Consider the following 24,210-nt stretch of genomic DNA (forward strand, 5'->3'; position numbering starts at 1 on the left):
TTTTTTAAATAATTATGAAGGAGAGATATATATGGCATTAACTCCAATGATGCAACAATATTTTCAAATTAAAGATAAATATAAAGAATGTATCTTATTTTTCAGACTAGGCGATTTTTATGAAATGTTCTTTGATGATGCTAAAGTTGCATCAAAGGAGTTAGAGTTAACGCTAACGGGAAGAGATTGCGGTCTTGAAGAAAGAGCTCCTATGTGTGGGATTCCATTTCATGCAGCTAAGAATTATATTGGAGCCTTAATATCAAAAGGGTTTAAGGTAGCTATTTGTGAGCAGGTAGAAGATCCAGCAGTGGCTAAGGGAATTGTAAAGCGTGATGTAGTAAAAATTTATACCCCAGGAACTTACACAGAAGCTTCCTATTTAGATGAGAGTAAAAATAGCTATACAGCTAGTCTATATGTGAAAGAAAATCACATTGCATTGGCCTTTTGTGATGTGTCTACAGGGGATTTCTATACTACTGAATTTAAATATAATATTAATGTACTTATAGATGAATTGTGTAAATTTAATCCTCGAGAGATAATTATTACAGAAAGCTTTAACCAAGAGATTATGGATGAAATTATAAGTAGAACATCCTTTTATATATCCCACTTCCAAGATGATAATTTTAATATGGAAGAAGAAGATCTTAAAGAACAGTTCCTAAACATAGAAATAGATAAATTATCAGAAATAGTAATTAAAACTTGTAATGGATTAATTAGATATATAAAAGAAACTCAAAAGGTTTCATTGACTCATATAAACCATATAGAGATATATGATATCTGCACATATATGACCATAGATGTTAATTCAAGAAGAAACCTTGAACTGGTGGAGAATATCAGAGATAAAGGAAAAACAGGAACTCTTTTATGGGTTATAGATAAAACCAATACATCTATGGGTGGAAGAAGAATTAGAAAGTGGTTAGAAGAGCCTCTAATTATTAAGAAAGATATTTTAAATAGACAAGATGCCATTGAAGAGTTTACTAAGGATATAATCTTAATGGAAGATTTAAAGGAAGCTTTAAATAGTATTTATGATATTGAGAGGTTAGTTGGTAAAATAAGTTCTACTGCGATAAATGCCAAGGAGCTTATATCATTAAAACATTCCATTGCTAAAGTTCCAAGGATTAAAGAACTTATTTCTAAGCTTACAAGTCCTTTAATGAAGGATGTTTATTCTAGCTTAGATGAGCTAAGAGATATTTGGACTTTTCTCGAAAGCTCTATTATGGATGAACCTTCTTTGTCTGTTAAGGAAGGTAATATTATTAAAACTGGTTATAATTCATTAGTAGATGAATTAAGAGAAAGTAAAACTAATGGAAAGCTTTGGCTTGCAAATTTAGAAAATGAAGAGAGAATAGCTACTGGTATAAAATCCCTTAAGATTTCTTATAATAAGGTTTTTGGATATTATATAGAAGTTACAAAATCTAATCTTTCCTCAGTGCCAGAAGGCAGATATATTAGAAAACAAACCTTGTCTAATGCTGAAAGATATATAACTCCTGAGCTTAAGGAGATGGAAGATAAAATCTTAGGAGCAGAAGAGAAATTAATTGCTCTTGAATATTCTATATTTACTGAGATTAGAGAGAAATTAGAAGAAAATATAGAGAGAATGAAAAATACAGCTAAGCTTATATCAGAAATTGACTGTATTTGGGCTTTGGCTATGGTTGCTAGAGAACATAACTATGTGAAGCCTGTAATTAATACTGAGGGAATCATAGAAATTCAAGAGGGTAGGCACCCAGTTGTAGAAGTTATTACAAAGGCAAATAGCTTTATATCTAATGATACTACCTTAGATCTTGAAGATAATAGACTTATGTTAATTACTGGTCCTAATATGGCTGGTAAGTCTACATATATGAGACAGGTAGCTTTAATTACATTATTAGCTCAAATGGGAAGTTTTGTTCCTGCCAAAGAAGCAAATGTTTCTATTTGTGATAAAATATTTACTAGAATAGGAGCTTCTGATGATTTAGCTGGTGGGAAGAGTACCTTCATGGTAGAAATGTGGGAAGTATCAAATATTCTTAATAATGCTACCAATAAGAGTTTGGTTCTTCTTGATGAAGTTGGTAGAGGTACTAGTACCTACGATGGACTTAGCATTGCATGGGCAGTTATAGAGTATATATGTAAAAATTCAAATATTAAATGCAAAACCCTATTTGCCACACATTATCATGAATTAACTAAGTTAGAAGGAGAAATTCCAGGAGTAAAAAATTACTCTATTTCAGCAAAAAAAGTAGATAATAATATTATATTCTTACGTAAAATTATAAAGGGTGGAGCAGATGAATCTTATGGTATAGAGGTTGCTAAGCTTGCGGGATTACCTTCAGCAGTAATTTCTAGAGCAAGAGAAATTTTAGAAACTTTAGAAGATGGAACTTCAAAAGATATAATCAAAGAAGAAGTGAAAACTGTAATTCCATCTACAGAGAAATTAGAAAAAATAGAAAAAGAAATTTGTTTAACTCAGCAATTAGCTTTTGAAGATGTAGAGATGCAAAACCTAATTGACGAAATTAAATCTATAGATGTACTTAATCTTACACCTATGGATGGATTTAATAAATTATACGATATTATTAAAAAAGCTAAGAATATATAGATAAAATAATTATTTAAGGTGGGTGTATTATGAGAAGAATCAATTTATTATCTGAAAACACTGCCAATAAAATTGCAGCAGGAGAGGTTGTTGAAAGAGCTAGTTCTGTTGTTAAGGAATTAGTGGAAAACAGCCTTGATGCTGACAGTAAAAACATAACTATTGAAATAGAAGAGAGTGGCAATAAGCTTATAAGAATCACAGATGATGGACGTGGTATTCATCCTGAAGATATAAAAATAGCTTTTTTGCCTCATGGTACAAGTAAGATAAGTTCCGTGGAGGATATTTACGACATTCAATCCTTTGGATTTCGTGGAGAAGCTCTTGCTAGTATAGCTGCTGTTTCAAAGGTAAGACTAAAATCAAGGATGGAAACTTTTGATTATGGTAGAGAGATCTATATTGAAGGTGGAAAAGTAATCTATGAGAAAGATGTAGGTTGTAATTTAGGAACGGAAATTGAAGTTAAGGATTTATTCTTCAATACTCCAGGGAGGCAAAAGTTTTTAAAATCACCTCAAAGAGAGAAATCAATAATAAATGACTTGGTATTAAAGCTAGCTCTAGGAAATTATAAGACTTCTATAACCTTAATTAATGATGGCAAACAAAGCCTTAGAACCTTTAGTGAAGATGAACTAGATAAAACTCTTAGAATTTTATATGGAAAAGAAGTATATGAAAATGTAATACCAATAGAAAATCATAGCGATATTTTATCTGTATATGGATATATTGGAAAAGAGAGTATTAGTAGAGGCAGTAGAAATAGACAAAGCATTTTTGTAAATAAGAGACTTATAAAAAGTTCTTTAATAACTGCTGCGGTAGAGAATGCATTTAAATCCTTTATTATGGTAAATAAATTTCCATTCTTCGTTATACACATAGATATATTTCCAGAATTTATAGATCCCAATGTACATCCAACTAAAAATGAAGTTAAGTTTTTAGAGGAAAGAGTTTTATTTAAAACTATATTTGATGGAGTTCATAGTGCATTAAAAGAAAGCTTAAAGAAGAGTTTTATTATACCAGAAGAAATAGAGGATTTAGCTATAGTTCAAGAGGATAAACTACATGAAAGTTATACTTCTTCACAACCTAGTCAAATTGGATATTTAAATGATAAGCACTATACTAGTGGGGATAATAATTTAGGTTATGATAAGGACTTGGGCTTTAATAAAGAAGTAAATTATAATGACAAACCTTCTTATATAAGAGAAATTCCTATTGAAAATCAATTTGAACCTAAAGAAGCTAATATATATTCAAATAATGAAAGATCAAGGATTGCTAAAATTCCACCAATTAAACTTATAGGACAATGTTTTAATAGTTATATAATTGGTGAATATTTAGATGAATTGTATTTAATCGATCAGCATGCTGCTCATGAGAAGATATTATTTGAAAAGTATAGAAAAAATATAGGTAGTTTCAATGTGGTAAGTCAGATTTTAGCTGTACCTACAATCATTCCATTAACCTTTGATGAATATGCAATTTATAAAGATAATGAAGAGATTTTCTTAAATGCAGGATTTGTGGTTGAAAGTTTTGGAGAAAATGACGTGGTAGTTAGAGAAGTTCCAGTGTTTTTGGGGAAACCTCATATAAACAATTTGTTTCATGATATGATAGAAAATATAAAATCCATGGGCAGTGGTTTAACCATAGATATAAAATATGATAAAATAGCTTCTCTTGCTTGTAAGGCAGCTGTAAAGGCTAATGATAAATTGTCCGATGTAGAGATTCTATCCCTCCTTGAAGAGTTAAGGTATATAGATGAACCATTTACATGTCCACATGGTAGACCTACTATAATTAAATATTCATTAAAGGAAATAGAAAAAAGTTTTAAAAGAATTTAGTATGAAGGGATTAAAGCAATGAAAGATTTATTTATATTAGCAGGACCTACTGGTATTGGCAAAACAAAGATTTCAATTCATATTGCCAAAGAACTTAATGGGGAAATAATATCTGCTGATTCTATGCAGATATATAAGAAGATGGATATTGGATCTGCTAAGATATCCAAAGAAGAGATGAAGGGTGTGAAGCATCATCTCATTGATTTTTTAGATCCTAGTGAAAACTTCAGTGTGGCAGAATTTAGTTCTTTGGCAAAGGAAAGCATTGAAGAAATAAGCAGTGAAAATAAGCTTCCCATGCTGGTAGGTGGCACTGGGCTTTATATTAATTCTCTTATTTATAATTATAGTTTTGCTGAAACTAATAAAGATGAAGCTTATCGCAAAGAACTAGAACAGTTGGCCTTAGAAAATGGAGTAGAATATGTTCATGAGCTGTTAAAAGCCGTTGATGAAGTGAGTTATAACAAGCTATATCCAAATGATCTTAAAAGGGTAATTAGAGCTTTAGAGGTTTATAAGGTAACAGGAATGCCTATATCTGAAGCAGCTAAAAATGATGAGATTTTTGATATACCTTACAAAGTTTATTATTATGTATTAAATATGAATAGAGATAAGCTTTATGAAAGAATTAATCATCGTGTTGACTTAATGCTAGACGCTGGTCTTCTAGAAGAAGTAGTAAGGTTAGAAAAAGAAGGATATACCACAGATATGCAATCTATGAAGGGAATAGGTTATAAAGAGCTATTACAATATCTTCATGGTGAAGTTTCTAAAGAGAAGGCTATAGAAAATATAAAGCAATTTAGTAGAAATTATGCAAAACGTCAGCTTACTTGGTTTAGAAAAGACCCAAGGGTTAAGTGGATAGACAAGGATGATTTTTCTAATGATGAGGATGTAGCAAAGTTTATTATTAATGATTATAAAGAGAAAAAATATAAAGACTAAGTTAATTTTAAATATTATATAAGATATATTGATAGCTATGAATATTAAGGAATTATTTGCTTAATATTTATAGCTATGTTAGTATTAGAATGTTATTTTATGTTTAAGGAGCGATTTTTTATGATAGAAAAAACTAAAGAGTTTTTAATAAATAACTTTAAAATAAATGAAGAAGTTTTTAAAGTATCAGAAGAAGCTTTAAAGGATATTCAAGAGCAATTTTCTATGATGGATGATATTCGAGAATATAATCAATTAAAAGTTCTTAGTGCCTTGCAAGCTGAAAGAGTTAGTGATATGCATTTTACTAATTCTAGTGGATATGGTTATGGTGATGTTGGTAGAGATACTTTAGATAAGGTTTTCGCTAGAGTATTTAATACAGAAGCAGCCCTAGTTAGGCCACACTTTGTAAATGGAACTCATGCTATTGGATGTGCTTTATTTGGCAACCTACGACCAGGAGATACAATGCTGAGCATATGTGGTTCACCTTATGATACCTTACATAACATTATAGGAATAACTAAGGATGCAAATATAGGCTCTTTAAAGGAATATGGGGTAAGCTATAAGCAATTAGAGTTGACAAGTGCAGGTAAAGTTAATATAGAAGAGGTTCAAAAGACTTTAAAAGAAGACCATAGCATAAAACTTGTACATATTCAAAGATCTACAGGATATGGGTGGAGAAATGCACTGTTAGTAGAGGAAATAGGTGAAATAATAAAGTCAATTAAAGAGATCAAACCAGAGGTAATTTGTTTTGTTGATAACTGTTATGGCGAATTTATAGATACTATAGAGCCAACAGATGTAGGAGCTGATCTTATAGCTGGTTCTTTAATAAAAAATATTGGTGGGGGAATTGCGCCAACAGGGGGGTACATAGCAGGTAAAAAAGCCTATGTAACTCAAGCAGCTTATAGATTGACCATTCCAGGTATAGGTGGAGAGTGTGGTTCTACCTTTGGTGTTATGAGAAGTTTATATCAAGGATTGTTTTTAGCCCCTCACGTGGCTGTGGAAGCTGTAAAGACAGCTATATTCTGTTCAAGGGTAATGGAGCTTTTAGGCTTTGAGGTACTCCCAAAATATGATACTAAGAGAAGTGATATCATACAAGCTGTTAAATTTAATGATAAAGATAAATTAATTCAGTTTTGCAAGGGTATTCAAGCTGGTTCCCCAATAGATTCATTTGTAGAATGTGAACCTTGGGCTATGCCTGGTTATGAAGATGAAGTAATTATGGCGGCAGGTGCATTTATACAAGGTTCTTCCATTGAACTTTCTGCTGATGCTCCAATAAGAGAGCCATATATAGCATATCTTCAAGGTGGATTGACCTTTGATCATGGAAAAGTTGGAGTTTTAATGGCTATATCTAGAATATTATCTTAATTAGGAGTTAAATTAATAGGTATATAATAAATTTATTTTGTTATATAAAAAATATTAAGAAGCTATAATAGCTTCTTAATATTTTCTATAAATTCCTGATAGTTTACCTAAGATTTTGCAATCGTCAACAATTATTGGCTCCATGGTGGAGTTTTCTGGTTGTAGTCTAATATGCCCATCTTCTTTAAAAAAGGTTTTTATAGTGGCTTCATTTTCTATTAGAGCAACTACAATATCTCCGTTAGACGCAATAGAAGTTTTTTCTATTATAGCTAAGTCTTTATCATGGATTCCAGCTTCTATCATACTGTCACCTTGAACTTTAAGTATAAATAATTCATTTGTACTGTTTACAAAGTCAAGGGGGATAGTTAGATAATCTTCTATACTTTCTTGGGCAAGTATAGGAATTCCAGCTGTAACTTTACCTATAATAGGAATATTAATCATTTCTTTTTTATTATGAGGTTCTTGCAGTAATTCTATTGCCCTTGGTTTAGTTGGGTCACGTCTTATTAAGCCTTTTTTCTCAAGTCTAGTAAGATGACCATGAACCGTAGATGTTGAACTTAAATTTACAGCTTCACAAATTTCTCTTACTGAAGGGGGATACCCTTTAGTATTAACTTGATTTTTAATAAACTCATAAATTTCAGATTGTTTACCACTTTTAATTTCAATCATGAAAACACCTCTCAATCTAGATAATTATACCATAAGAAATAAAGAATATCAAACCTTTGTTCTCATATAGGAAAATTATTGTAGTAAATTTAAATAAAAACTGGAGATGAAAAAATGGAAAATTTTTTAGAATTAAATATAAATGCGGAAATAATAAAGGTATTGGAGGAATTAAAAATAACAAAGCCAACTCTAATACAAGAATTATCAATTCCTAAAATATCAGAAAATATGGATGTGATAATGCAAAGTGAAACAGGCAGTGGTAAAACCTTGGCTTATTTGCTACCACTAATTGAGAGAATTGATTATGAAAAAAGAGAAAATCAATTTATAGTCTTAGTTCCTACCCATGAATTAGCCCTTCAAGTAAATGAAGTTTTAAGTACTTTGGGAGATAAATCTTCTTTGAATATAAAGTCTACGGTTATCATGGGGGATGTAAATATAAAAAGACAGGTTGAAAAACTAAAGGAAAAACCTCAATTTGTAATAGGTTCTCCAGGAAGAATACTAGAGCTAATAAAAATGAAAAAAATAAGTGCTCATACAGTTAAAACTATAGTAATTGATGAGTGTGATAAACTTTTAGACAAAAATAATTTAAATATAGTTAAGGATGTTATAAAAACTACACTTAGAGATAGACAATTAGTAATGACTTCTGCCACTTTAACAGAGGAAGCTTTAAGTATAGGGGAAAGCTTAATGAAATCCCCTGAAATCATAAAGTGTAATGATGATTCAACTATAAATCCTAACATAAACAATTTATATATAGTTTGTGATAGGAGGGATAAGATACTTATTCTTAGAAAATTAATGGCAAGTATAAATCCTAGAAAAGCTATTGCCTTTATTAATAAAAGTGATGAAATAGAAATATTAACTACTAAGCTAAAATACCATGGACTAAAGGTGGATGGAATACATGGTAGTTTTGTTAAAAATCAAAGACAAAAAACCATGTTAGACTTTAAATCAGAGCGTATAAACCTTTTGGTATCTTCAGACTTATCTGCAAGGGGATTGGATATAGAGGACGTTACTCATATATTCAATGTAGACTTACCAGAAGATATAAATACTTATGTACATAGAAGTGGTAGAACAGCTCGTGGAGATAAAAGCGGTACTGTTATATCTATTATTTCACCTAAGGAGATAGCGCAATTGAAAGCTTATAGTAAAAAACTGAATTTTAATCTTACTGAGAAGACTATATCTCACGGAAATATTGAAGATGTAGCTGTTGTGGTTAAAAACTATAAGAAGAGTAATGCACCTTCAGATAAAAGGTCAAAACCATCTGAGAAATCATCAAAACCTAGGAAGAATACTGCTAAAAAAGACAAAAGAGATAAAAGATAGGTATAAGGATAATATAAAGTATATCTTATGCATATAATCTAATAGAGTTCTATCTAGGGAGGAATTATGTCTAGACATTTTACAAATGCAATTTACTTAAGTGATGAAGTGGAGAACATTATAAGGAGTTCTAAATTTCTAGGAAAGGGCAATAATGGAGTAGTATATAGAATTGATAATGAGAGAATTATAAAAATATTTAATGATAAAAAAGTTTGCGAAACAGAGTATATAATTCTTAAATCATCTATGCATCATCCATCCTTTCCTAAGGTTTTTGACTATGGAGATTTTTTTATTGTAAGAGAGTTTGTAGATGGGATAAGACTTGATAAGTATCTAAATCATAACCCTCTAAATCAGAAACTAGTAAGAAGCCTAGTAGATTTAATAAATGATTTTAAAGAACTTGGTTATAAAAAGTTAGATATACGTTGCAAGGATCTTTATGTACAAGAGGACTTTTCTATCAAAGTTATAGATCCAAAGGATAACTTTGATAGGGAGATGCCTTTTCCACGGCATCTGATGAGAGGTATACTAAAGAGAGATAGTATAGGTGAATTTTTTTATTATCTACAAAAAATAGATAGGAATCTATACGAATCTTGGAGAAGTCAATTTAAAGAATATCTAAAAAAATTAGCTGAGAAAGATAAAAAGCTCTAAGAATGACAGTCTTAGAGCTTTTGTGTTTAATTGGATAATTTTAATCAAAAATTAACTAATTATAGGTTTTATTTTAAAAGATACAATGGTAAACTTATCTAGTAAAACATATAAACCTATGAAAGGAGACGTTTTAAATGAAAAAAAGTACATTAGGAACTTTGCTTATTACAGCAATACTTTCCCTTGCATTAATAGGATGCAGTACCTCTAATAAGACTAGTAAAGAGGAAACTAATACTGGAAGTAATGATAATAAAGAAATATATCTTTCAAAGGAAACGGAGAAGAAGGAGGGGGATAAAAATCCAGTGGCTACCATAGAAATGGAAGACGGAAAAATTATAAAGCTGGAGCTTTATCCCGAAATAGCACCAAATACCGTTAGAAACTTTATAAGTCTTGCTAATAGTAAATTTTATGATGGTTTAATATTTCATAGAGTAATTTCAGGCTTTATGATTCAAGGTGGAGATCCAGAAGGAACTGGAATGGGTGGACCTGACTACTCCATATATGGTGAATTTACAAATAACCAGTTTGAAAATACTCTTTTACATACGAAGGGTGTTATATCTATGGCTAGATCAAATGATAAGAATTCTGCTGGATCTCAATTTTTTATAATGCATGGTGATACACCTAGTTTAGATGGAGACTATGCAGCCTTTGGTAAGGTTATAGAAGGTATGGATGTTGTAGACTCTATAGCTAAAGTAGAAACTGGCAGTGATGATAGACCTAAGAAGGATATAAAAATTAAATCCATTTCGGTAGATACCTTTGGAGTTACTTATAATGAACCTGTAAAATATACAAAATAATTTTAAATAAACCTAGCTGTGTTATGGCTAGGTTTATTTTTTTTATAAACTGAGTTCTTTGCTTCAGAGAGCTTTTCGAACTGAAGCTTACTAATAGACTTCTTAGTATCAGTATTTTTAATACTAAGAAGTGGTTATCTTTTAGGAGAAAACGTAGCCGCTCGTTGTTCTCATCGGATAAATACACTGCTACCTCTTTTTGAAGTGTTTAATTTTCCTACGTATACATATTTTTTCATCTACTTCCTCTTTTATTACTACTTAATTATTTCAATATAATTACCATTCAATATAATGTTAGTTATATTGAATGATAATTATAATAATTTACGATAAAAATATGTTTACATAATGTATACAAAGTGTAAACATGGATTAAATGCTTGTTTACAAGGGTAAAATAATGTATACTTAAATCAAGGTGTAATTTTATAAATTTTAAGGATGTGTAATTAATGGATTCAATTTTAAGTGTAAGGATAAGCGAGGAACTAAAAGAGAAATTTCAAAGTTTAGCCGAGGTAGAAGGGATAAATAATAAAGAATTCATGGATCTTATAATAAGGAACTACGAATTAAACAAAGCTTCAACGGGTACAGACTTTATTAAAAGCGATGTAGAAGAGTTACAGAGCATAACAAAAAGAATTTTAGATATATACATAAATATGATAGAAAAGAGCAAGGTTAAGAACTCGGAAATTGTTAATAGTTTTAAAGGAACTTTAGAGGAAGAGACTAATAGAAGTGAAAAATTAAAGGGGAATATAGAAAGTTTAAAAAAAGAACTAGAAGATTTAAAGTCTCATAATAAAGAACTGAAGGATTCGTTAAAGGAATATAAAGAACTTTTAGAAAAAGAGAGAGAAGATATCAAGGGATATAAAGAGTTAAACCTCATGTTAAAGGATAAGGTAAATGAGTTAAATGCCTATAAAAATGAAGCAGAAAGTTTAAGAACAATAAACCGAAACATGGAAGAGAACTTAAAAAACCTAGAGAGAGAAAAGGAAAGCCTTACTAATAAATTAAATGAGGAATTAAATCATAGTATTGCATTAGAAGATGAAATTCAGGATATGAAGAGTTCTTATGAAAATAAGATTAAGCAGATCTCAGAGGAGTTTAGCAGAGAATTAAGATTAAAAGATGATGAAATAAGGATTTCTATGCAAAAAGAAGTACTACAAAAAGAGGAAGAGTACAGAAAAGAAATTTGGTCTATGAAATCTCATTATGATGATAAAATTTCTAAATTGATGGACGATAAAGAACAATTACTACTGAAAATAAGAGACGATATAAACAACAATAAATAATATAAAAAATAGTATAAAAAATGCTGAAGTATTTCTAATTTTAAAATTAGGCTCCAGCATTTTTGTTATTTACCTTCCGTATAAGCATGTTCTAGTATATCTAAATATTCAGTAAAACTATCCTTGTCCTCTTTAGAAACGTTTTCTAAGGAATAATCGAGAAACTTACATCTTTCCATAATTACTGCTTCTAATATATTATGTCCCTTTTCTAAACCTTCTATTCTAACTATTCGTCTATCTTTTGAATCTCTAACTCTCTTGACAAGATCCTTACTTTCCATTCTATCAACTAAATCAGTGATGGTGCTAGGGGCTTGATATAGTTTATTGCTAAGTTCACTAATAGTTACTTCTTTATGATTTACTATAATTTGTAAAGCTTCAAATTGTGCAGGAGTAATATCATAATCTTCTAATATAGTTCTTCCTTTTTTCTTTATATAAAAGCATACTCTTCTTAATAGTTTCTCTATCTTTTCTATTTGTGGATCTTCATAAATTTTCAAAAAATCACTCCTAAATTATATTATAAAAAACATTAAAGTTTATTATACTTCTGTATTATTATACACTTTTTTTTGAATATAGTCAATTAATTACAATTCAATGATAAAATTCAATAAAAAACAGCATCTTGAATTAAAATCAAAATGCTGTTTTTGTATTTTAAATTAATTATGTAAGAATTTATTATTCTTGCATTTTAGCAATACTATCAAGACATTCTTCACAAATATTTTTACCTTTGTAGTTTTTAACGTCTCTAGCATTACCACAGAATAAACATGCTGGCTCATATTTTTTTAATATGATTTGATCTCTATCTACATAAATTTCTAAAGCATCTTTTATCTCGATGTCTAAAGTTCTTCTTAACTCTATTGGAATTACTATTCTTCCTAATTCGTCTACTTTTCTTACTATACCTGTTGATTTCATAATATTTTCCTCCTAAATGTTTGTTATTTATTTTTTCATAAGTATAAGTGGGATTATATATAACTATTATATATAATTATTGTAATTTGTATACATTATTAAATTATCCAATTCCCATTAAATTATACATTAATAGTTAATATATATCTATTATAACTTATTCTTTTAAATTTTAACAGAGATTTTTTACATTTGTCATATTTTACAAGTGTAAACCTTACCTATAGTTAGTGAATTGTACATCTATACCATAGTCTTTAGATTTTAATAGCTGCATTGTTTCTTGTAAATCATCCTTATTCTTTCCAGATATCCTTAACTGATCATCCATAATTTGAGGCTGAACTTTTATTTTACTAGCCTTAATATCTGCCACCATAGCTTTAGCTTTCTCAGTAGAGATACCTTTTATTAATTTACAATTAACTTTAGCTGTACCTAGAGAACCTGAATCAATTTTACCAACTTCAAGAGCTTTGGAAGAGACACCTCTTTTAATAAATTTCCCCTTAAGTATATCGATTACAGTATCTAACTTAAACTCATCGTCAGATATGATCTTAACTTCATCTTTTAGTAAAGTTATTTCTGTCTTAGTACCTTTAAAGTCATATCTTTGTTTAATTTCCTTTAGGGCTTGATTAATAGCATTATCAACTTCTTGCATATTAATTTCAGAAACCACATCAAAGGAATATGAACTTGCCATACTTAGAACCTCCTTAAAATAATCTATATGTAAAAAACATATAAATATATAATAATTTATATATTTAAAAATGTCTATATAAATTTGAAAAAATTTAGATTTATTTTCAGTTGATGTTTTTCAATAGTTTTGTTAAAATAGTCTAATGATTTAATAAAGATAAAATAGGAAGTGATGATAATGAAATACTGTATTTTTGATGAAAAGAAAGTATGCAATGATTGTGGAGAGTGCAATGTATGTGAATATAATAGGGATAAGATCTGTGATAATTGTGGTAAATGCCTAGAGATTGAAGGATATGATGTTAAGGCTATAAAAATAGATGAGGTATTTGAAAAGAACAAAGAGGAAGAAATTAAAATCAATTTGGAAGACTTTAGTGATTTTGATATAATTGAAGATGAGGATAGCTTTGAAGAAGATGTAGTACCATTAGAAGAAGATGAAATACCATATATAGATGCTCTCGATGATGAATCCAATTGGGATTATATATCTGATGTAGAAGGCATGGATGAACTTATGGAAGAAACGGGTACAGATGGACTGATACATGAAGAATATCCAGGTTTATATGTAGTAAATAATAAAAGATAGCTACATAAAACTATTATATATGATATAATAGTTTTATAATATTTTACTACGGAGGTACAAAAGAATGAGCATTACTATTCTTAATTAATTTTATAGGCATAACAAAATAAATACTTATTACAATTTAAATGTAGTTTTATGTTTTTTGTTGTGCAATTAATTAGGCAGTGGTAATCTATTCTTTTAATTCTAATCATATAATAATGTTTTGATAGGTGAAGGTATGTAACTATAGTTTACTATAATTAATTTATTTTAATAGTTTCTATTTACCCTTAACCAGTTTATATTATATGAATTAATAATAGAGTTGTAAGTTTGGTTTTAATTGCTTATTGTGATTAAAACCTTTTTGTTTCTTAAAATTGAAGTACCACCATTGCCTTTTGATAGACTTTATTAAAAGGAGTGTTATAAATGGGTAAGATAATTATAAAAAATATTTCTAAATCCTTTCAAAATCGCACAATTTTAAATAATATAAGTTTTGAAATAGGAGATAATTTTAAGATAGGTCTGGTAGGAGAAAATGGCGTAGGTAAAAGTACCTTAAAACAAATAATAACTAAGGAGATTTCCTACGATGAAGGAAGTATAAATTATATTCCTTCAAATATTCTTATCGGAATTATAGATGAAAACTTATATAATAATAATACTTTTTTAAGTGGTGGTGAAGCTACTAAAAAAGAAATTCTTAATATATTTAATAGTAACTATGATTTGTTTATACTAGATGAGCCTACAAATCATTTAGATTTAAGTGGTGTTCAATGGTTAGAAAGGCTTATAAATTCTATAAACAAACCTATGATTATAATAAGTCATGATAGGTTTTTTTTGGATGAGGTTACAAATAAGACCTTCGTTTTAAGCAATAACGGAATAAAAACCTATGAAGGTAATTATTCTTCCTATGAAAAACAGTTATTAATGGAAAAGATAACTAATGAAAATTTATATAACAAACAACAACAGGAAATAAGGGCTTTGAAAGAAAATATTAGTCAAAGAAAACAATGGTTTAACAAAGCACACAAAATGGCGGGTACTAATGACCACTTAAGAGCATTAAGTAAAAAGCATGTTTCTATAATGAGATCAAAAGAAAAAAAGTTAGAAAAATTAAAAGAAAATGGAGTTGAAAGAATAAAGGATAATTCTTCAATTAAACTTATAATTAATAATAATAATAGTTTTAAAACAGCCATGAGAGTTGAAAATCTTAGTAAATCCTTCGATAAGAAATTATTATTTAAAGATGGAAACTTTACTATAAATGGTGGAGATAAAGTCGGAATCATTGGTAATAATGGTAGTGGGAAGACTACATTACTAAATATTCTTCTAGGTGAAGATAAGAATTACATTGGTGATGTTTATTTAAACCCCAATATGAAGATTAGCAGTTTATCTCAATATCTAGAAGTAGTAAATGAAGAAATAACTATATTAGACTATTTATTAGCAACCAATGAAACTGAAAATATAATTCGGTTATATTTAGGAAGTGTATTTATCAAAGGGGATAGAGTAAATACATTAATTAAAAACTTAAGTATGGGTGAAAAATGCAGAGTAATATTTACTAAAATAATCATTGAAAATCCTGATTTAATAATTCTTGATGAGCCAACTAATTATATGGATATCTTATCTAAAGAGAGTGTAAGCTTGCTTTTAAAAAGTTATTCTGGAACAGTTTTAGTAGTTTCTCATGATAGACATTTAATTTCTACAGTATGTAATAGAATTCTAAAAATAGAAAATAACAAAATTATTAATTTTACTGGAAATCAGGATGAAATAATTGAGTTTTTCACTTGTAATAAGACTAAAAATAGTAAATCAAAGGTTAATAAAGATGAAATATTAATGCTTCAGTGTCGACTTTCTCAGCTAAGTGGTTTACTAGATGATCCTTCATTAGAAAAGGATGCTAAGTTAAAATATGAAATAGAATTTTTGAATATTAGTAGGCGTATATCTGAATTGAGAGATAGAAAATATAAAAAGTAATAAAAAGAAGGATAGTAGCCATAGATTTGATAGCTGCTATCCTTCTTTATTACTCATCTCCTAAGGGGTGAGTGTTAATTGCCTCTCTTAGGGTTTCATCATCAACATGAACATATATTTGAGTAGTACTTACATTTTCATGACCTAATATCTCTTGGAGAGTTTTAACATCTACACCACCGTGTTTATGAAGTAATGTTGCAGAGGTATGCCTTAATTTATGAGGTGTGTATTTATCAGTATCAAGACCTGCTGCACCTACATATTTTTTTATTATTCTTTCTACAGTGCGTTTATTAATTCTTCTATACTTTCCACTTATGAATAGAGCCTCTCTATCCTCACTATGAACTTTATCTGCAATATCATTTCTTACAACAAGATACTTATTTATAGCCTTAATTGATGCTTTATTAAGATATATAGTCCTTTCTTTATTTCCTTTACCAATGACAGTAAGGGTATCACCTTTAATATTGGCAATATTGATGCTGCAAAGCTCTGATAGTCTCACACCACAATTTAAGAATAGGGTAATTATACATAAATCTCTAGGTGAATTTTTATCTCTATTATTAGCTACAGCTAATAAGTCTCTACTTTCATCTAAAGTTAAGTAAATGGGGGAGCGCTTTCCTATTTTAGGACTTTCTAAGTCTAAAGTAGGATCTGTAGGTATAATTTTAGCTTTAGAACATAAATAGTGAAAAAAGGACTTTAGAGAGGCAACTTTTCTTGCCTTTGCATAGGTTCCATTTTCTCTCATATTCTCTAAAAAGGATAGATAGGTGTAAAAATCAACCAATTCTAAATTTTTAAGATAATCAGAAGAGATGTTATCAATAGGAATATTTTCAAAAATTACATCCTGTGATAAAGTTACTTCATTATTATGTACTTTAAGAAATTTAAAGAATAAAGTTAGATCATAAGCGTAGGCAACTAAAGTATTGCTAGAAACACCTTTAACAGAAGAAAGGTAACTTAAATAATCCTTTAGTATTTTTGGTAGAGAATTATCTTGCATATAATTTAATTTAGAATCCATAAAATCCATTCCCCTTTAATTTTTATAGCATAATGTCGCGAAACTTACATTTCACGACATTAATTATTCTATGAAGAGAGGTAAAAATCCTTTAATTTTAAAAAAATTTTTCTGTTTTAATTTTTTCTTCTAAAATTTTGTAATCCATATTACTCACATAATCAATCAAATGTATTTTTAAAGATCCACTTCCCTGAAACTTTTCTACTATTTTATTATATTTATTATAAGCAAGTTCACCACATACTCCCATAATACAGAAAGCAGTTACCGTTGCATCAAAGATTCTATGAGGATTAGCACCAACTAAAACTCCTATAATCGATGAAAGCATACATCCTGTTCCGGTGACATTTCTCATAGATGGATGCCCATTTCTAATAATATATACTAAATCTTTATCTGCAACTATATCTATAGCCCCTGTAATGGCTATAATTGCCCCTAGATCCTTAGAAAGTTCCCTGGCTAGAGTAATTGCACCTTCTATATTATCTTCGGTTATAGACTCAATTTCACTGGCATCTACACCCTTACATATAGTTTTTTTCTTTACTATAGTTTTTATTTCAGATATATTACCTTTTATAACTTGAAAATCTACAGTGTTTAAAAGTTCCTTTACAGCCTGTTGTCTAAAGGATGATGCACCAATACCCACAGGATCCAATATTACAGGATGCTTTAATTTATTAGCTCTCCTCCCTGCCTTAATCATAGCTTCTAACTTTCTTGGATTTAAAGTGCCTAAATTCATTACTAAAGCATTACATAAGGTGGTTATCTCCTCTACTTCCTCTGGATCATCTGACATAATAGGAGAACCACCACAAGCTAAGGTTATATTAGCACAATCATTAGCTGCTACATAATTAGTTATATTGTGCACAAGAGGGTTTGTTTTTCTTACTGAATCTAAAATATCTTTAATCATTTTATATCCTCTCCCTAAGATCTATTTTAAAATACTAAGATATTAAGTTCTAATTACCTTCATTAGAAACTTTATATAATATGCCTGTTTTCTTAAGAGCTATTAAAAATAATATGGCAATTAGTGCGCCACCAATAGAGCTTACGCTAAATGGCACCACAAAGCCCCATAGCGCGGCTTCCTTTGATAGGATGAACTTTGCTACCGGATAGGCTATTAAAGCTCCTATTACACCTGTACCGAAGATTTCTCCTATGGATGCCATAGTTATTTTTTCATTATATTTATATAGGATTCCAGCTAAAAGAGCTCCACACATACTTCCAGGAAAAGCTAGGAAGGTACCTGTACCAATAAGCACTCTAATTGTGGAAGTAAGGAAAGCTATAGCTACTCCATAAAAAGGACCTAAAATAACAGCTGATAAAACATTTATCAAATGCTGAACTGGAGCACATTTTGCAATTCCTACTGGTATAACTATAACTGTAGATAAAATAACTCCCATGGCAATGAAAATTCCAGCTAAAGTTAGTTTTTTTGTTTTTAACATTACATATCATCCCCTCAAAATCAATATTTTTAATTTACTTACCCTCCCCTATATGAACAAAAATAAAAGGCATACCAACTAAGTGGTATACCTATAATTATATAAATCTACTTCCTACGTTGGCATTATCCAAATCAGGTACGGTCGAAGTTTACACTCCCTCTCAGCCTGTACACAAGCTCCCGAATATTAAGTTAACTAAATATTATCATAATGAATTACTATAGTCAATTAAGGATATACTTGCTATTTTAGAAAAATAATATGCTATAATTATTTTAAAGCCTTGAGTCATTATTTAAAGCTGTATACATAAAATTTTCAAGGAGGATGATCTATGGAAAATAAACAAGCCACTCTATCTATTATTTTAGTAGTAATATTAGGTTGTATTATTATGGCCTTAGTGGAAATTTTAATTGTACCTAATTATTTTACAAAGTCTTTAATAAAAATATGTATCTTTTTACTATTGCCCTTAATTGTATGTATAAAACAGAGAGCTATTTCCTTTAAAGCACTTTTTAAAGGAAGTAAAAAAAGCATATTTTTTGCACTTATATTTGGTATAGTTGTATATGTATTTATACTAGGAGCTTATTTTATTCTAGGTCCATTTTTTGATTTTTCTATGGTCACTACTAATTTAGAGAATAATTTAGGAGTAACTAAAGAAAACTTTTTATTTGTAGCACTATATATTACATCAGTTAATTCCCTTTTGGAAGAGTTTTTCTTCCGTGGTTTTTCCTTCTTATCTTTAAAACAGGTAAGTTCAAGAAAAGCTGCTTATATTTTTAGTGCTTTAGCCTTTGCAATTTATCATGTGGCTATTATGAATAATTGGTTTACTCCCCAACTGTTCATTTTGCTTATAGTTTCACTATTTATAGCTGGACTTCTTTTTAATTACCTTAATGAAAGGTTTAATAATATTTATGTCTCATGGATAGTTCATATGTCCGCTAATTTAGCTATAAACACTGTGGGATTTATCCTCTTTGGCATCATAAAAATAAGCTGAAATGCATTAGCATTCCAGCTTATTTTATTATACGTTTATTTCTACTTCTTCACCTAATTCATTTTTATGAGCTTCTAATATTGGGTTTATATATTCCTCTATAAAATCAACTACCTGCCCACTAGATCTTCCAGTGAACTTACTTGGATCTATTATAGATAGAATCTCTTCTTTTGATAATCCAAAGGATTCATCAGCTAATATTCTTTCTATTAAATCATTCTTTTCTCCAAACTCTTTTACTTGTCTTGCAGCAGCTAAAGAATGTACTCTTATTTTTTCATGAAGTTCTTGTCTATCCCCTCCACGCTTAACAGCTTCCATCATAATATTTTCTGTAGCCATAAATGGTAACTCACTATTAACATGGGCAGCTATTACCTTTTCATATACCACCATATTAGAAGTTATGTTTATATACAGGTTAAGCACTCCATCAAGAGCTAAGAAAGCTTCTGCAACGGATATACGTTTATTAGCAGAATCATCTAGTGTTCTTTCAAACCATTGAGTTGCAGCAGTAATTGCCGGGTTAAGAGAGTTTACAATTATATATCTTGAAAGTGCACTAATTCTTTCGCTTCTCATAGGATTTCTCTTATATGCCATAGCTGAAGATCCTATCTGATGCTTTTCAAAAGGTTCTTCCATTTCCTTCATGTTTTGAAGAAGTCTCATATCATTACTAAATTTGTATGCACTTTGTGCTACTTCAGATAATGTATTTAATATTATAGAATCTAATTTTCTAGAGTAAGTTTGGCCAGTAACAGGATATGCTTTTTCAAAGCCCATTTTTTTACATACAATTTTATCAAGTTCTTTAACTTTTTCTTCATCATTATTAAATAAAGACATAAAGCTAGCTTGAGTTCCTGTTGTTCCCTTAACTCCTCTAAATTTCATTTTATCAATTGCAAAATCAAGGTTTTCTAAATCCATTAATAACTCTTGCATCCAAAGAGTAGCTCTCTTTCCTACAGTTGTAAGCTGAGCCGGTTGAAGATGTGTAAATCCAAGAGTTGGAACGTCTTTATATTTTAAAGCAAACTTGCTTAGTTGATCTAACACATTTATTACTTTTTTTCTAATTAATATAAGAGCATCTCTCATAATAAGTAGGTCCGTATTGTCACCTACATAACAGCTAGTAGCTCCTAGATGTATTATTCCTTTAGCAGATGGAGCTACAACCCCATAAGCATATACATGACTCATTACATCATGTCTAACTTCTTTTTCTCTAGCAGCAGCTAATTCATAGTCAATGTTTTCAATATTGTCTCTAAGCTCTTTTATTTGTTCATCAGTAATATTTAATCCTAATTCTTGTTCTCCCTCAGCTAATGCAACCCAAAGTTTTCTCCAAGTTTTAAATTTCATTTCCTCAGAAAAAATATAGCTCATTTCCTTAGATGCATATCTAGAATTTAATGGTGAATTATATGTATCTCTCATAGTAACCTCCGTACAAAAATGTTTTTTTATCTAATATCATTCACTATTATAACATATTATATAAATATAAGTCCAATTAAAATTCGTGTTATTTATAATAATAGGTTATTCTCATTGTTCTATTTTATCCAAATATATCATATATATTAAACATAAAATATATTAATGGATTTAAACATATCATAATATAATTAAAATGGGGGGAAGTTTTTATGTGCAAAATTAATTTATTAGACAAAATATCATTTGTACTTGTTATTATAGGCGCAATTAATTGGGGAATATTTGGACTCTTCAATTTTGATCTTGTTCATTTCATCTTTAGTTTTTCAGATATGCTAGTTAGAGCAATATATATATTAGTAGGACTAGCAGGCATAAATATGATTAGATTTTTATATTGTCTCAATAAAAAATAGTATCTTTAATATTAAGAAATAGTTCTATATGTAAATATTTATATATGGAACTATTTCTATTTTTATGTAGGAAACTATTAAACTATGAAAAAATATAAATAGTTAAATAGTTGTACTGTTCATGGGGATCTCAGAGGATGTGTCATTGGAATATTAGAATAAAATAGACTCATTTATCCTCTATACCAAAGAATAATGGTATAATATTTTACGGAAATATATACTTATTGGAGGGATAACATGAAAATTGCTTTTATTGGTGATACTCATCATAATGAAAGAGCTTTAAAAGTAGCTTCAAAATATATAAATAATTTAAAATCTGATATAGTTATTCATCTAGGAGATTGCATAGAAGACGTAAAACTCTTAGAAAAAACTTTTAAAGGTGAAATATATGCAGTGGCTGGAAACTGTGATTTTTCTAATACATATCCTAAAGAAGATACTCTTACTATTAATGGAATAAAAATCTTCTTTACTCATGGAGATTTATATAAGGTGAAAAGTACCATGAATAGTATAGCTATAAAAGCAGAGAGCATTGGTGCAGATGTGGTACTCTTTGGTCATACCCATATACCTCTTAAAGAAGAATATAGAAATATTATATTTATGAATCCTGGCAGTATCCCTAAGCCTTCTCCATGGGCTAAAGGAAAATATATAGGCTTCATAGAAATTGATGATGAGGGAGTTATAGTTGCAGCTGAATTAAAGGCTGTAGAAGTATAATAGAAAAGCCATCTTTTTGATACATCCCTTGTCATATTATATATTTATTAAAGCTTTAATCTATATTTTAATGCCATTTACGACAGCTTTCTTATTCATTTTTATTTATACACAATGCATCTTCAATTTTAGCGTGTGTATCAAAAGTATAATTGTAGCCCCGTATTATTACAGCTGGTATATTTTTTCCTCTTTGCCCCATAATTAGGCCAGCTGTAGCAGCCATCATATCACATATAGTTTCGCTTATAATTTTTTTCTTTCCATTGTTGAAATAAACCGTATTTCTCAGAGGTGGTACTCCATATACTCCAATTGCAACTTGAGTTGCACCAACTTTATCTTCTCTTCCATCACTATCTGTTATTACAACGCCAACCTTCTTTTTAAATCTTAAAAATAGAGTATTTGCAATTTGTTTTGCACTTAAATTTGAATCATTTGGTAATAAAACAACATAATTTTCATCAATCTTATCAATACCAGCACTTGTTAATTTAAGTCCACTTTTTAGCCAACACCCTATATAATTATCAGAAACATCTAGCTTTGAACCACTAAGATCACCACTTTCATCAATCATCAATTGAATAATTCTTGAATCTTTTCTTAAAACTCTATCATGTATTTCTAACGCTTTTTCACTTGGAATAATACCATTTAGATTAACAATCCTATTTTCAGAAATAGATACAATCTTTGATGCAACGCACAAAACATCATTGTCTAATAACTGGATATTATTATTTGTCAAGGCTTCACAAATAATATTACCCAAATCATCACCTGGTTTTATTATTGGTATATTATCAATACCACCTACATTAATTTGCATCTTTATCTACCATCCTTTTTAAATATCTTAACGACTCTTTAGAGCAATCTATTATACCATCTTTAGTTTTTATATAATTTATTTTCAATTTCAAATTTACATGATAAAGTTCCTTGATGAAAAAACATTTTCCATTTTCCATCGCAATATTTCCATATGGAACTACGAAATTAATTCACCTCACTATTAAAATAGTTATCTATATTATTCATAATAAAATCTGCAAAATTAACTAGATCTTTTTCTTTAAAATCAGCTTCTTCTCCTTTTTCATAGCAGTTTAAAGCTTTTTCCACAGTCTTTATATACTCCTTCGGAAGATTAGAGCATGCCCATTGTCCACCCTCTTTTTTTGAACAAATAACGTCTTCTTTAAGATAATATAAAACTCTAGAAAGATTAAGAATAGTATACATAGGCAACTTTATAATTTCTTCTCTAGAATTTGCTATGTCAAAATAAATTGATTTTAAATAGTCTTTTCTTGGTACAGGTGAAAATATATCTTCTATGGAGCTACCATATATACAAATCCCTCTAGCTCTTGTTATTGTAATATGAGCAGCTAAATCTGGATCTTCTCCATCTTCACATAAATAGCTATGATTAGCTTCATAAGTTGCTTTATATGCATTAGAATAGTGAAGTATATATGGAGTTGGATGCTTAAAGTTCTTAACATCCTTTTCTAAAAGTACACTCATTTCCAAACCTTTTCCTGGTCCATCTTTAGATAGTTCTAATAAAATATTTACAAGCTTTCTTTTATCATTGGCATTTAGGTTTTCTTTTACTACTACTAAAAAATCTATATCACTTATATCAGGGTTAAAACAATCCATAGCTAAAGAACCATGAATATAGATTCCTATTAAGTTATCCTTTAATATGGTTTTATAGTTTTCTACTATACTATCTAATATGATTTTTATATTTTGCATTTTATATAAATCCTTTCCTATAAGCTATAATTTTCATTACAAATATCTATGATAAATTTGATGAAGCTTTTAACTGATTTAATAATATTTTTTATTAATGTATTTTGAAATAGTAGTTATATTATACCATTTATATAAATATAATTCATAAATTTATAATAATAATATTGAAGTTAGTGTATAATATTCATATATTTTGAATTTAATTATTTTCATAGAAGGT

The 24,210-nt window shown here is 29.1% G+C and carries 24 protein-coding genes and 1 riboswitch; of the genes, 13 read left to right on the top strand and 11 right to left on the bottom strand.

Translation table 11 applies throughout. The features are described from left to right. Positions 1–31: 31 nt before the first annotated feature. From mutS to B3J31_RS07955, 4 genes are all read left to right on the top strand, one after another. Positions 32–2,656, top strand: a complete 2,625-nt coding sequence (mutS, locus tag B3J31_RS07940; RefSeq protein ID WP_346867253.1) for a DNA mismatch repair protein MutS — start codon at positions 32–34, stop codon at positions 2,654–2,656. A gap of 29 nt (positions 2,657–2,685) precedes the next feature. Then, complete coding sequence (gene mutL / locus B3J31_RS07945; protein WP_346867252.1) at positions 2,686–4,539, top strand: DNA mismatch repair endonuclease MutL; 1,854 nt, start codon at positions 2,686–2,688, stop codon at positions 4,537–4,539. Positions 4,540–4,557: 18 nt separating this feature from the next. Beyond that, entirely contained in the window at positions 4,558–5,499 is a 942-nt protein-coding gene (miaA, locus tag B3J31_RS07950; RefSeq protein ID WP_346867251.1) for a tRNA (adenosine(37)-N6)-dimethylallyltransferase MiaA, read from the top strand. Positions 5,500–5,619: 120 nt separating this feature from the next. Then, positions 5,620–6,903 (top strand): methionine gamma-lyase family protein, encoded by a 1,284-nt coding sequence (locus B3J31_RS07955; RefSeq protein WP_346867250.1) that lies wholly within the window; start codon positions 5,620–5,622, stop codon positions 6,901–6,903. A 75-nt stretch (positions 6,904–6,978) separates the two neighbouring features. Here the strand turns inward: B3J31_RS07955 and lexA are convergent, their stop codons facing one another. Next, positions 6,979–7,587, bottom strand: coding sequence for a transcriptional repressor LexA (lexA, locus tag B3J31_RS07960; protein WP_035132284.1), 609 nt, complete (start codon positions 7,585–7,587; stop codon positions 6,979–6,981). A gap of 114 nt (positions 7,588–7,701) precedes the next feature. Between lexA and B3J31_RS07965 the strand changes: the two genes are divergently transcribed. The 4 genes from B3J31_RS07965 to B3J31_RS07980 all read left to right on the top strand — a co-directional run bounded on the left by B3J31_RS07965 (position 7,702) and on the right by B3J31_RS07980 (position 11,770). After that, on the top strand, positions 7,702–8,958 hold the full coding sequence (locus tag B3J31_RS07965; protein ID WP_150845526.1) for a DEAD/DEAH box helicase: 1,257 nt from the start codon (positions 7,702–7,704) through the stop codon (positions 8,956–8,958). 66 nt (positions 8,959–9,024) lie between these two features. Then, on the top strand, positions 9,025–9,627 hold the full coding sequence (locus tag B3J31_RS07970) for a protein kinase (protein ID WP_150845525.1): 603 nt from the start codon (positions 9,025–9,027) through the stop codon (positions 9,625–9,627). Positions 9,628–9,953: 326 nt separating this feature from the next. Next, on the top strand, positions 9,954–10,451 hold the full coding sequence (locus tag B3J31_RS07975; RefSeq protein WP_414632061.1) for a peptidylprolyl isomerase: 498 nt from the start codon (positions 9,954–9,956) through the stop codon (positions 10,449–10,451). A gap of 455 nt (positions 10,452–10,906) precedes the next feature. Beyond that, positions 10,907–11,770 (top strand): hypothetical protein, encoded by an 864-nt coding sequence (locus B3J31_RS07980; RefSeq protein ID WP_346867249.1) that lies wholly within the window; start codon positions 10,907–10,909, stop codon positions 11,768–11,770. Between the two features lie 65 nt (positions 11,771–11,835). Here B3J31_RS07980 and B3J31_RS07985 read toward each other — a convergent pair whose 3' ends face one another. The 3 genes from B3J31_RS07985 to B3J31_RS07995 all read right to left on the bottom strand — a co-directional run bounded on the left by B3J31_RS07985 (position 11,836) and on the right by B3J31_RS07995 (position 13,421). Continuing rightward, on the bottom strand, positions 11,836–12,279 hold the full coding sequence (locus tag B3J31_RS07985) for a MarR family winged helix-turn-helix transcriptional regulator (protein ID WP_035135877.1): 444 nt from the start codon (positions 12,277–12,279) through the stop codon (positions 11,836–11,838). A 184-nt stretch (positions 12,280–12,463) separates the two neighbouring features. Then, positions 12,464–12,712 (bottom strand): AbrB/MazE/SpoVT family DNA-binding domain-containing protein, encoded by a 249-nt coding sequence (locus B3J31_RS07990; protein WP_035135880.1) that lies wholly within the window; start codon positions 12,710–12,712, stop codon positions 12,464–12,466. Positions 12,713–12,929: 217 nt separating this feature from the next. Next, on the bottom strand, positions 12,930–13,421 hold the full coding sequence (locus tag B3J31_RS07995) for a YajQ family cyclic di-GMP-binding protein (protein WP_150845522.1): 492 nt from the start codon (positions 13,419–13,421) through the stop codon (positions 12,930–12,932). Positions 13,422–13,601: 180 nt separating this feature from the next. On the opposite strand from B3J31_RS07995, the gene B3J31_RS08000 reads away from it, so the two are divergent. Together B3J31_RS08000 and B3J31_RS08005 are read left to right on the top strand one after the other, a co-directional pair. Next, positions 13,602–14,021, top strand: a complete 420-nt coding sequence (locus tag B3J31_RS08000; protein WP_346867248.1) for a hypothetical protein — start codon at positions 13,602–13,604, stop codon at positions 14,019–14,021. Positions 14,022–14,438: 417 nt separating this feature from the next. Beyond that, positions 14,439–16,040: an ABC-F family ATP-binding cassette domain-containing protein gene (locus B3J31_RS08005; RefSeq protein WP_346867247.1), complete on the top strand. Its 1,602-nt coding sequence runs from the start codon at positions 14,439–14,441 to the stop codon at positions 16,038–16,040. Between the two features lie 49 nt (positions 16,041–16,089). Here B3J31_RS08005 and B3J31_RS08010 read toward each other — a convergent pair whose 3' ends face one another. From B3J31_RS08010 to thiW, 3 genes are all read right to left on the bottom strand, one after another. After that, on the bottom strand, positions 16,090–17,088 hold the full coding sequence (locus B3J31_RS08010; RefSeq protein ID WP_346867246.1) for a tyrosine recombinase XerC: 999 nt from the start codon (positions 17,086–17,088) through the stop codon (positions 16,090–16,092). Positions 17,089–17,185: 97 nt separating this feature from the next. Then, complete coding sequence (gene thiM / locus B3J31_RS08015) at positions 17,186–18,022, bottom strand: hydroxyethylthiazole kinase (RefSeq protein WP_346867245.1); 837 nt, start codon at positions 18,020–18,022, stop codon at positions 17,186–17,188. A gap of 49 nt (positions 18,023–18,071) precedes the next feature. Beyond that, the gene (gene thiW, locus B3J31_RS08020; RefSeq protein ID WP_150845517.1) at positions 18,072–18,575 is read right to left on the bottom strand and encodes an energy coupling factor transporter S component ThiW; all 504 of its coding nucleotides are present in this window, start codon (positions 18,573–18,575) and stop codon (positions 18,072–18,074) included. 94 nt (positions 18,576–18,669) lie between these two features. Next, a riboswitch (TPP riboswitch) is annotated at positions 18,670–18,771 on the bottom strand. A gap of 141 nt (positions 18,772–18,912) precedes the next feature. Here thiW and B3J31_RS08025 point away from each other — a divergent pair. Beyond that, positions 18,913–19,599, top strand: a complete 687-nt coding sequence (locus B3J31_RS08025) for a type II CAAX endopeptidase family protein (RefSeq protein ID WP_346867244.1) — start codon at positions 18,913–18,915, stop codon at positions 19,597–19,599. 27 nt (positions 19,600–19,626) lie between these two features. Here B3J31_RS08025 and purB read toward each other — a convergent pair whose 3' ends face one another. After that, entirely contained in the window at positions 19,627–21,057 is a 1,431-nt protein-coding gene (gene purB, locus B3J31_RS08030) for an adenylosuccinate lyase (protein ID WP_035135775.1), read from the bottom strand. 212 nt (positions 21,058–21,269) lie between these two features. On the opposite strand from purB, the gene B3J31_RS08035 reads away from it, so the two are divergent. Both B3J31_RS08035 and B3J31_RS08040 read left to right on the top strand, forming a co-directional pair. Then, positions 21,270–21,476: a DUF378 domain-containing protein gene (locus B3J31_RS08035; protein ID WP_035135773.1), complete on the top strand. Its 207-nt coding sequence runs from the start codon at positions 21,270–21,272 to the stop codon at positions 21,474–21,476. Positions 21,477–21,716: 240 nt separating this feature from the next. Then, on the top strand, positions 21,717–22,211 hold the full coding sequence (locus tag B3J31_RS08040) for a metallophosphoesterase (RefSeq protein ID WP_346867243.1): 495 nt from the start codon (positions 21,717–21,719) through the stop codon (positions 22,209–22,211). A 91-nt stretch (positions 22,212–22,302) separates the two neighbouring features. On the opposite strand, the gene B3J31_RS08045 is transcribed toward B3J31_RS08040, so the two are convergent. From B3J31_RS08045 to B3J31_RS08055, 3 genes are read right to left on the bottom strand one after another with little or no spacing between them, the layout of a single operon-like run. Beyond that, positions 22,303–23,046: a coenzyme F420-0:L-glutamate ligase gene (locus tag B3J31_RS08045; protein WP_346867242.1), complete on the bottom strand. Its 744-nt coding sequence runs from the start codon at positions 23,044–23,046 to the stop codon at positions 22,303–22,305. After that, positions 23,036–23,188 (bottom strand): hypothetical protein, encoded by a 153-nt coding sequence (locus B3J31_RS08050; RefSeq protein WP_346867241.1) that lies wholly within the window; start codon positions 23,186–23,188, stop codon positions 23,036–23,038. The genes B3J31_RS08045 and B3J31_RS08050 overlap by 11 nt, the downstream gene beginning before the upstream one ends. Positions 23,189–23,216: 28 nt before the next feature. Beyond that, a complete protein-coding gene (locus B3J31_RS08055; protein ID WP_346867240.1) occupies positions 23,217–23,987 on the bottom strand; it encodes an aminoglycoside adenylyltransferase domain-containing protein in 771 nt (256 codons plus the stop codon). Positions 23,988–24,210: the final 223 nt, after the last annotated feature.

It is taken from the genome of Clostridium sp. UBA5988, from assembly GCF_002435615.1.
Lineage (GTDB): Bacteria > Bacillota > Clostridia > Clostridiales > Clostridiaceae > Clostridium_J > Clostridium_J sulfidigenes.

Excerpts from the sequence above, each read along its gene's own strand:
- B3J31_RS08005 (WP_346867247.1), top strand. The coding sequence starts at position 14,439 with ATGGGTAAGATAATTATAAAAAATATTTCTAAATCCTTTCAAAATCGC.
- B3J31_RS07980 (WP_346867249.1), top strand. The coding sequence starts at position 10,907 with ATGGATTCAATTTTAAGTGTAAGGATAAGCGAGGAACTAAAAGAGAAA.
- B3J31_RS08025 (WP_346867244.1), top strand. The coding sequence starts at position 18,913 with ATGGAAAATAAACAAGCCACTCTATCTATTATTTTAGTAGTAATATTA.
- B3J31_RS08055 (WP_346867240.1), bottom strand. The coding sequence starts at position 23,987 with ATGCAAAATATAAAAATCATATTAGATAGTATAGTAGAAAACTATAAA.
- B3J31_RS08010 (WP_346867246.1), bottom strand. The coding sequence starts at position 17,088 with ATGGATTCTAAATTAAATTATATGCAAGATAATTCTCTACCAAAAATA.
- B3J31_RS07975 (WP_414632061.1), top strand. The coding sequence starts at position 9,954 with ATGGAAGACGGAAAAATTATAAAGCTGGAGCTTTATCCCGAAATAGCA.
- mutS (WP_346867253.1), top strand. The coding sequence starts at position 32 with ATGGCATTAACTCCAATGATGCAACAATATTTTCAAATTAAAGATAAA.
- mutL (WP_346867252.1), top strand. The coding sequence starts at position 2,686 with ATGAGAAGAATCAATTTATTATCTGAAAACACTGCCAATAAAATTGCA.
- B3J31_RS08035 (WP_035135773.1), top strand. The coding sequence starts at position 21,270 with ATGTGCAAAATTAATTTATTAGACAAAATATCATTTGTACTTGTTATT.
- B3J31_RS07970 (WP_150845525.1), top strand. The coding sequence starts at position 9,025 with ATGTCTAGACATTTTACAAATGCAATTTACTTAAGTGATGAAGTGGAG.
- purB (WP_035135775.1), bottom strand. The coding sequence starts at position 21,057 with ATGAGAGATACATATAATTCACCATTAAATTCTAGATATGCATCTAAG.
- B3J31_RS07990 (WP_035135880.1), bottom strand. The coding sequence starts at position 12,712 with ATGAAATCAACAGGTATAGTAAGAAAAGTAGACGAATTAGGAAGAATA.
- B3J31_RS08040 (WP_346867243.1), top strand. The coding sequence starts at position 21,717 with ATGAAAATTGCTTTTATTGGTGATACTCATCATAATGAAAGAGCTTTA.
- B3J31_RS08045 (WP_346867242.1), bottom strand. The coding sequence starts at position 23,046 with ATGCAAATTAATGTAGGTGGTATTGATAATATACCAATAATAAAACCA.
- B3J31_RS07955 (WP_346867250.1), top strand. The coding sequence starts at position 5,620 with ATGATAGAAAAAACTAAAGAGTTTTTAATAAATAACTTTAAAATAAAT.
- B3J31_RS08000 (WP_346867248.1), top strand. The coding sequence starts at position 13,602 with ATGAAATACTGTATTTTTGATGAAAAGAAAGTATGCAATGATTGTGGA.
- thiW (WP_150845517.1), bottom strand. The coding sequence starts at position 18,575 with ATGTTAAAAACAAAAAAACTAACTTTAGCTGGAATTTTCATTGCCATG.
- B3J31_RS07995 (WP_150845522.1), bottom strand. The coding sequence starts at position 13,421 with ATGGCAAGTTCATATTCCTTTGATGTGGTTTCTGAAATTAATATGCAA.
- miaA (WP_346867251.1), top strand. The coding sequence starts at position 4,558 with ATGAAAGATTTATTTATATTAGCAGGACCTACTGGTATTGGCAAAACA.
- B3J31_RS07965 (WP_150845526.1), top strand. The coding sequence starts at position 7,702 with ATGGAAAATTTTTTAGAATTAAATATAAATGCGGAAATAATAAAGGTA.
- thiM (WP_346867245.1), bottom strand. The coding sequence starts at position 18,022 with ATGATTAAAGATATTTTAGATTCAGTAAGAAAAACAAACCCTCTTGTG.
- lexA (WP_035132284.1), bottom strand. The coding sequence starts at position 7,587 with ATGATTGAAATTAAAAGTGGTAAACAATCTGAAATTTATGAGTTTATT.
- B3J31_RS08050 (WP_346867241.1), bottom strand. The coding sequence starts at position 23,188 with ATGGAAAATGGAAAATGTTTTTTCATCAAGGAACTTTATCATGTAAAT.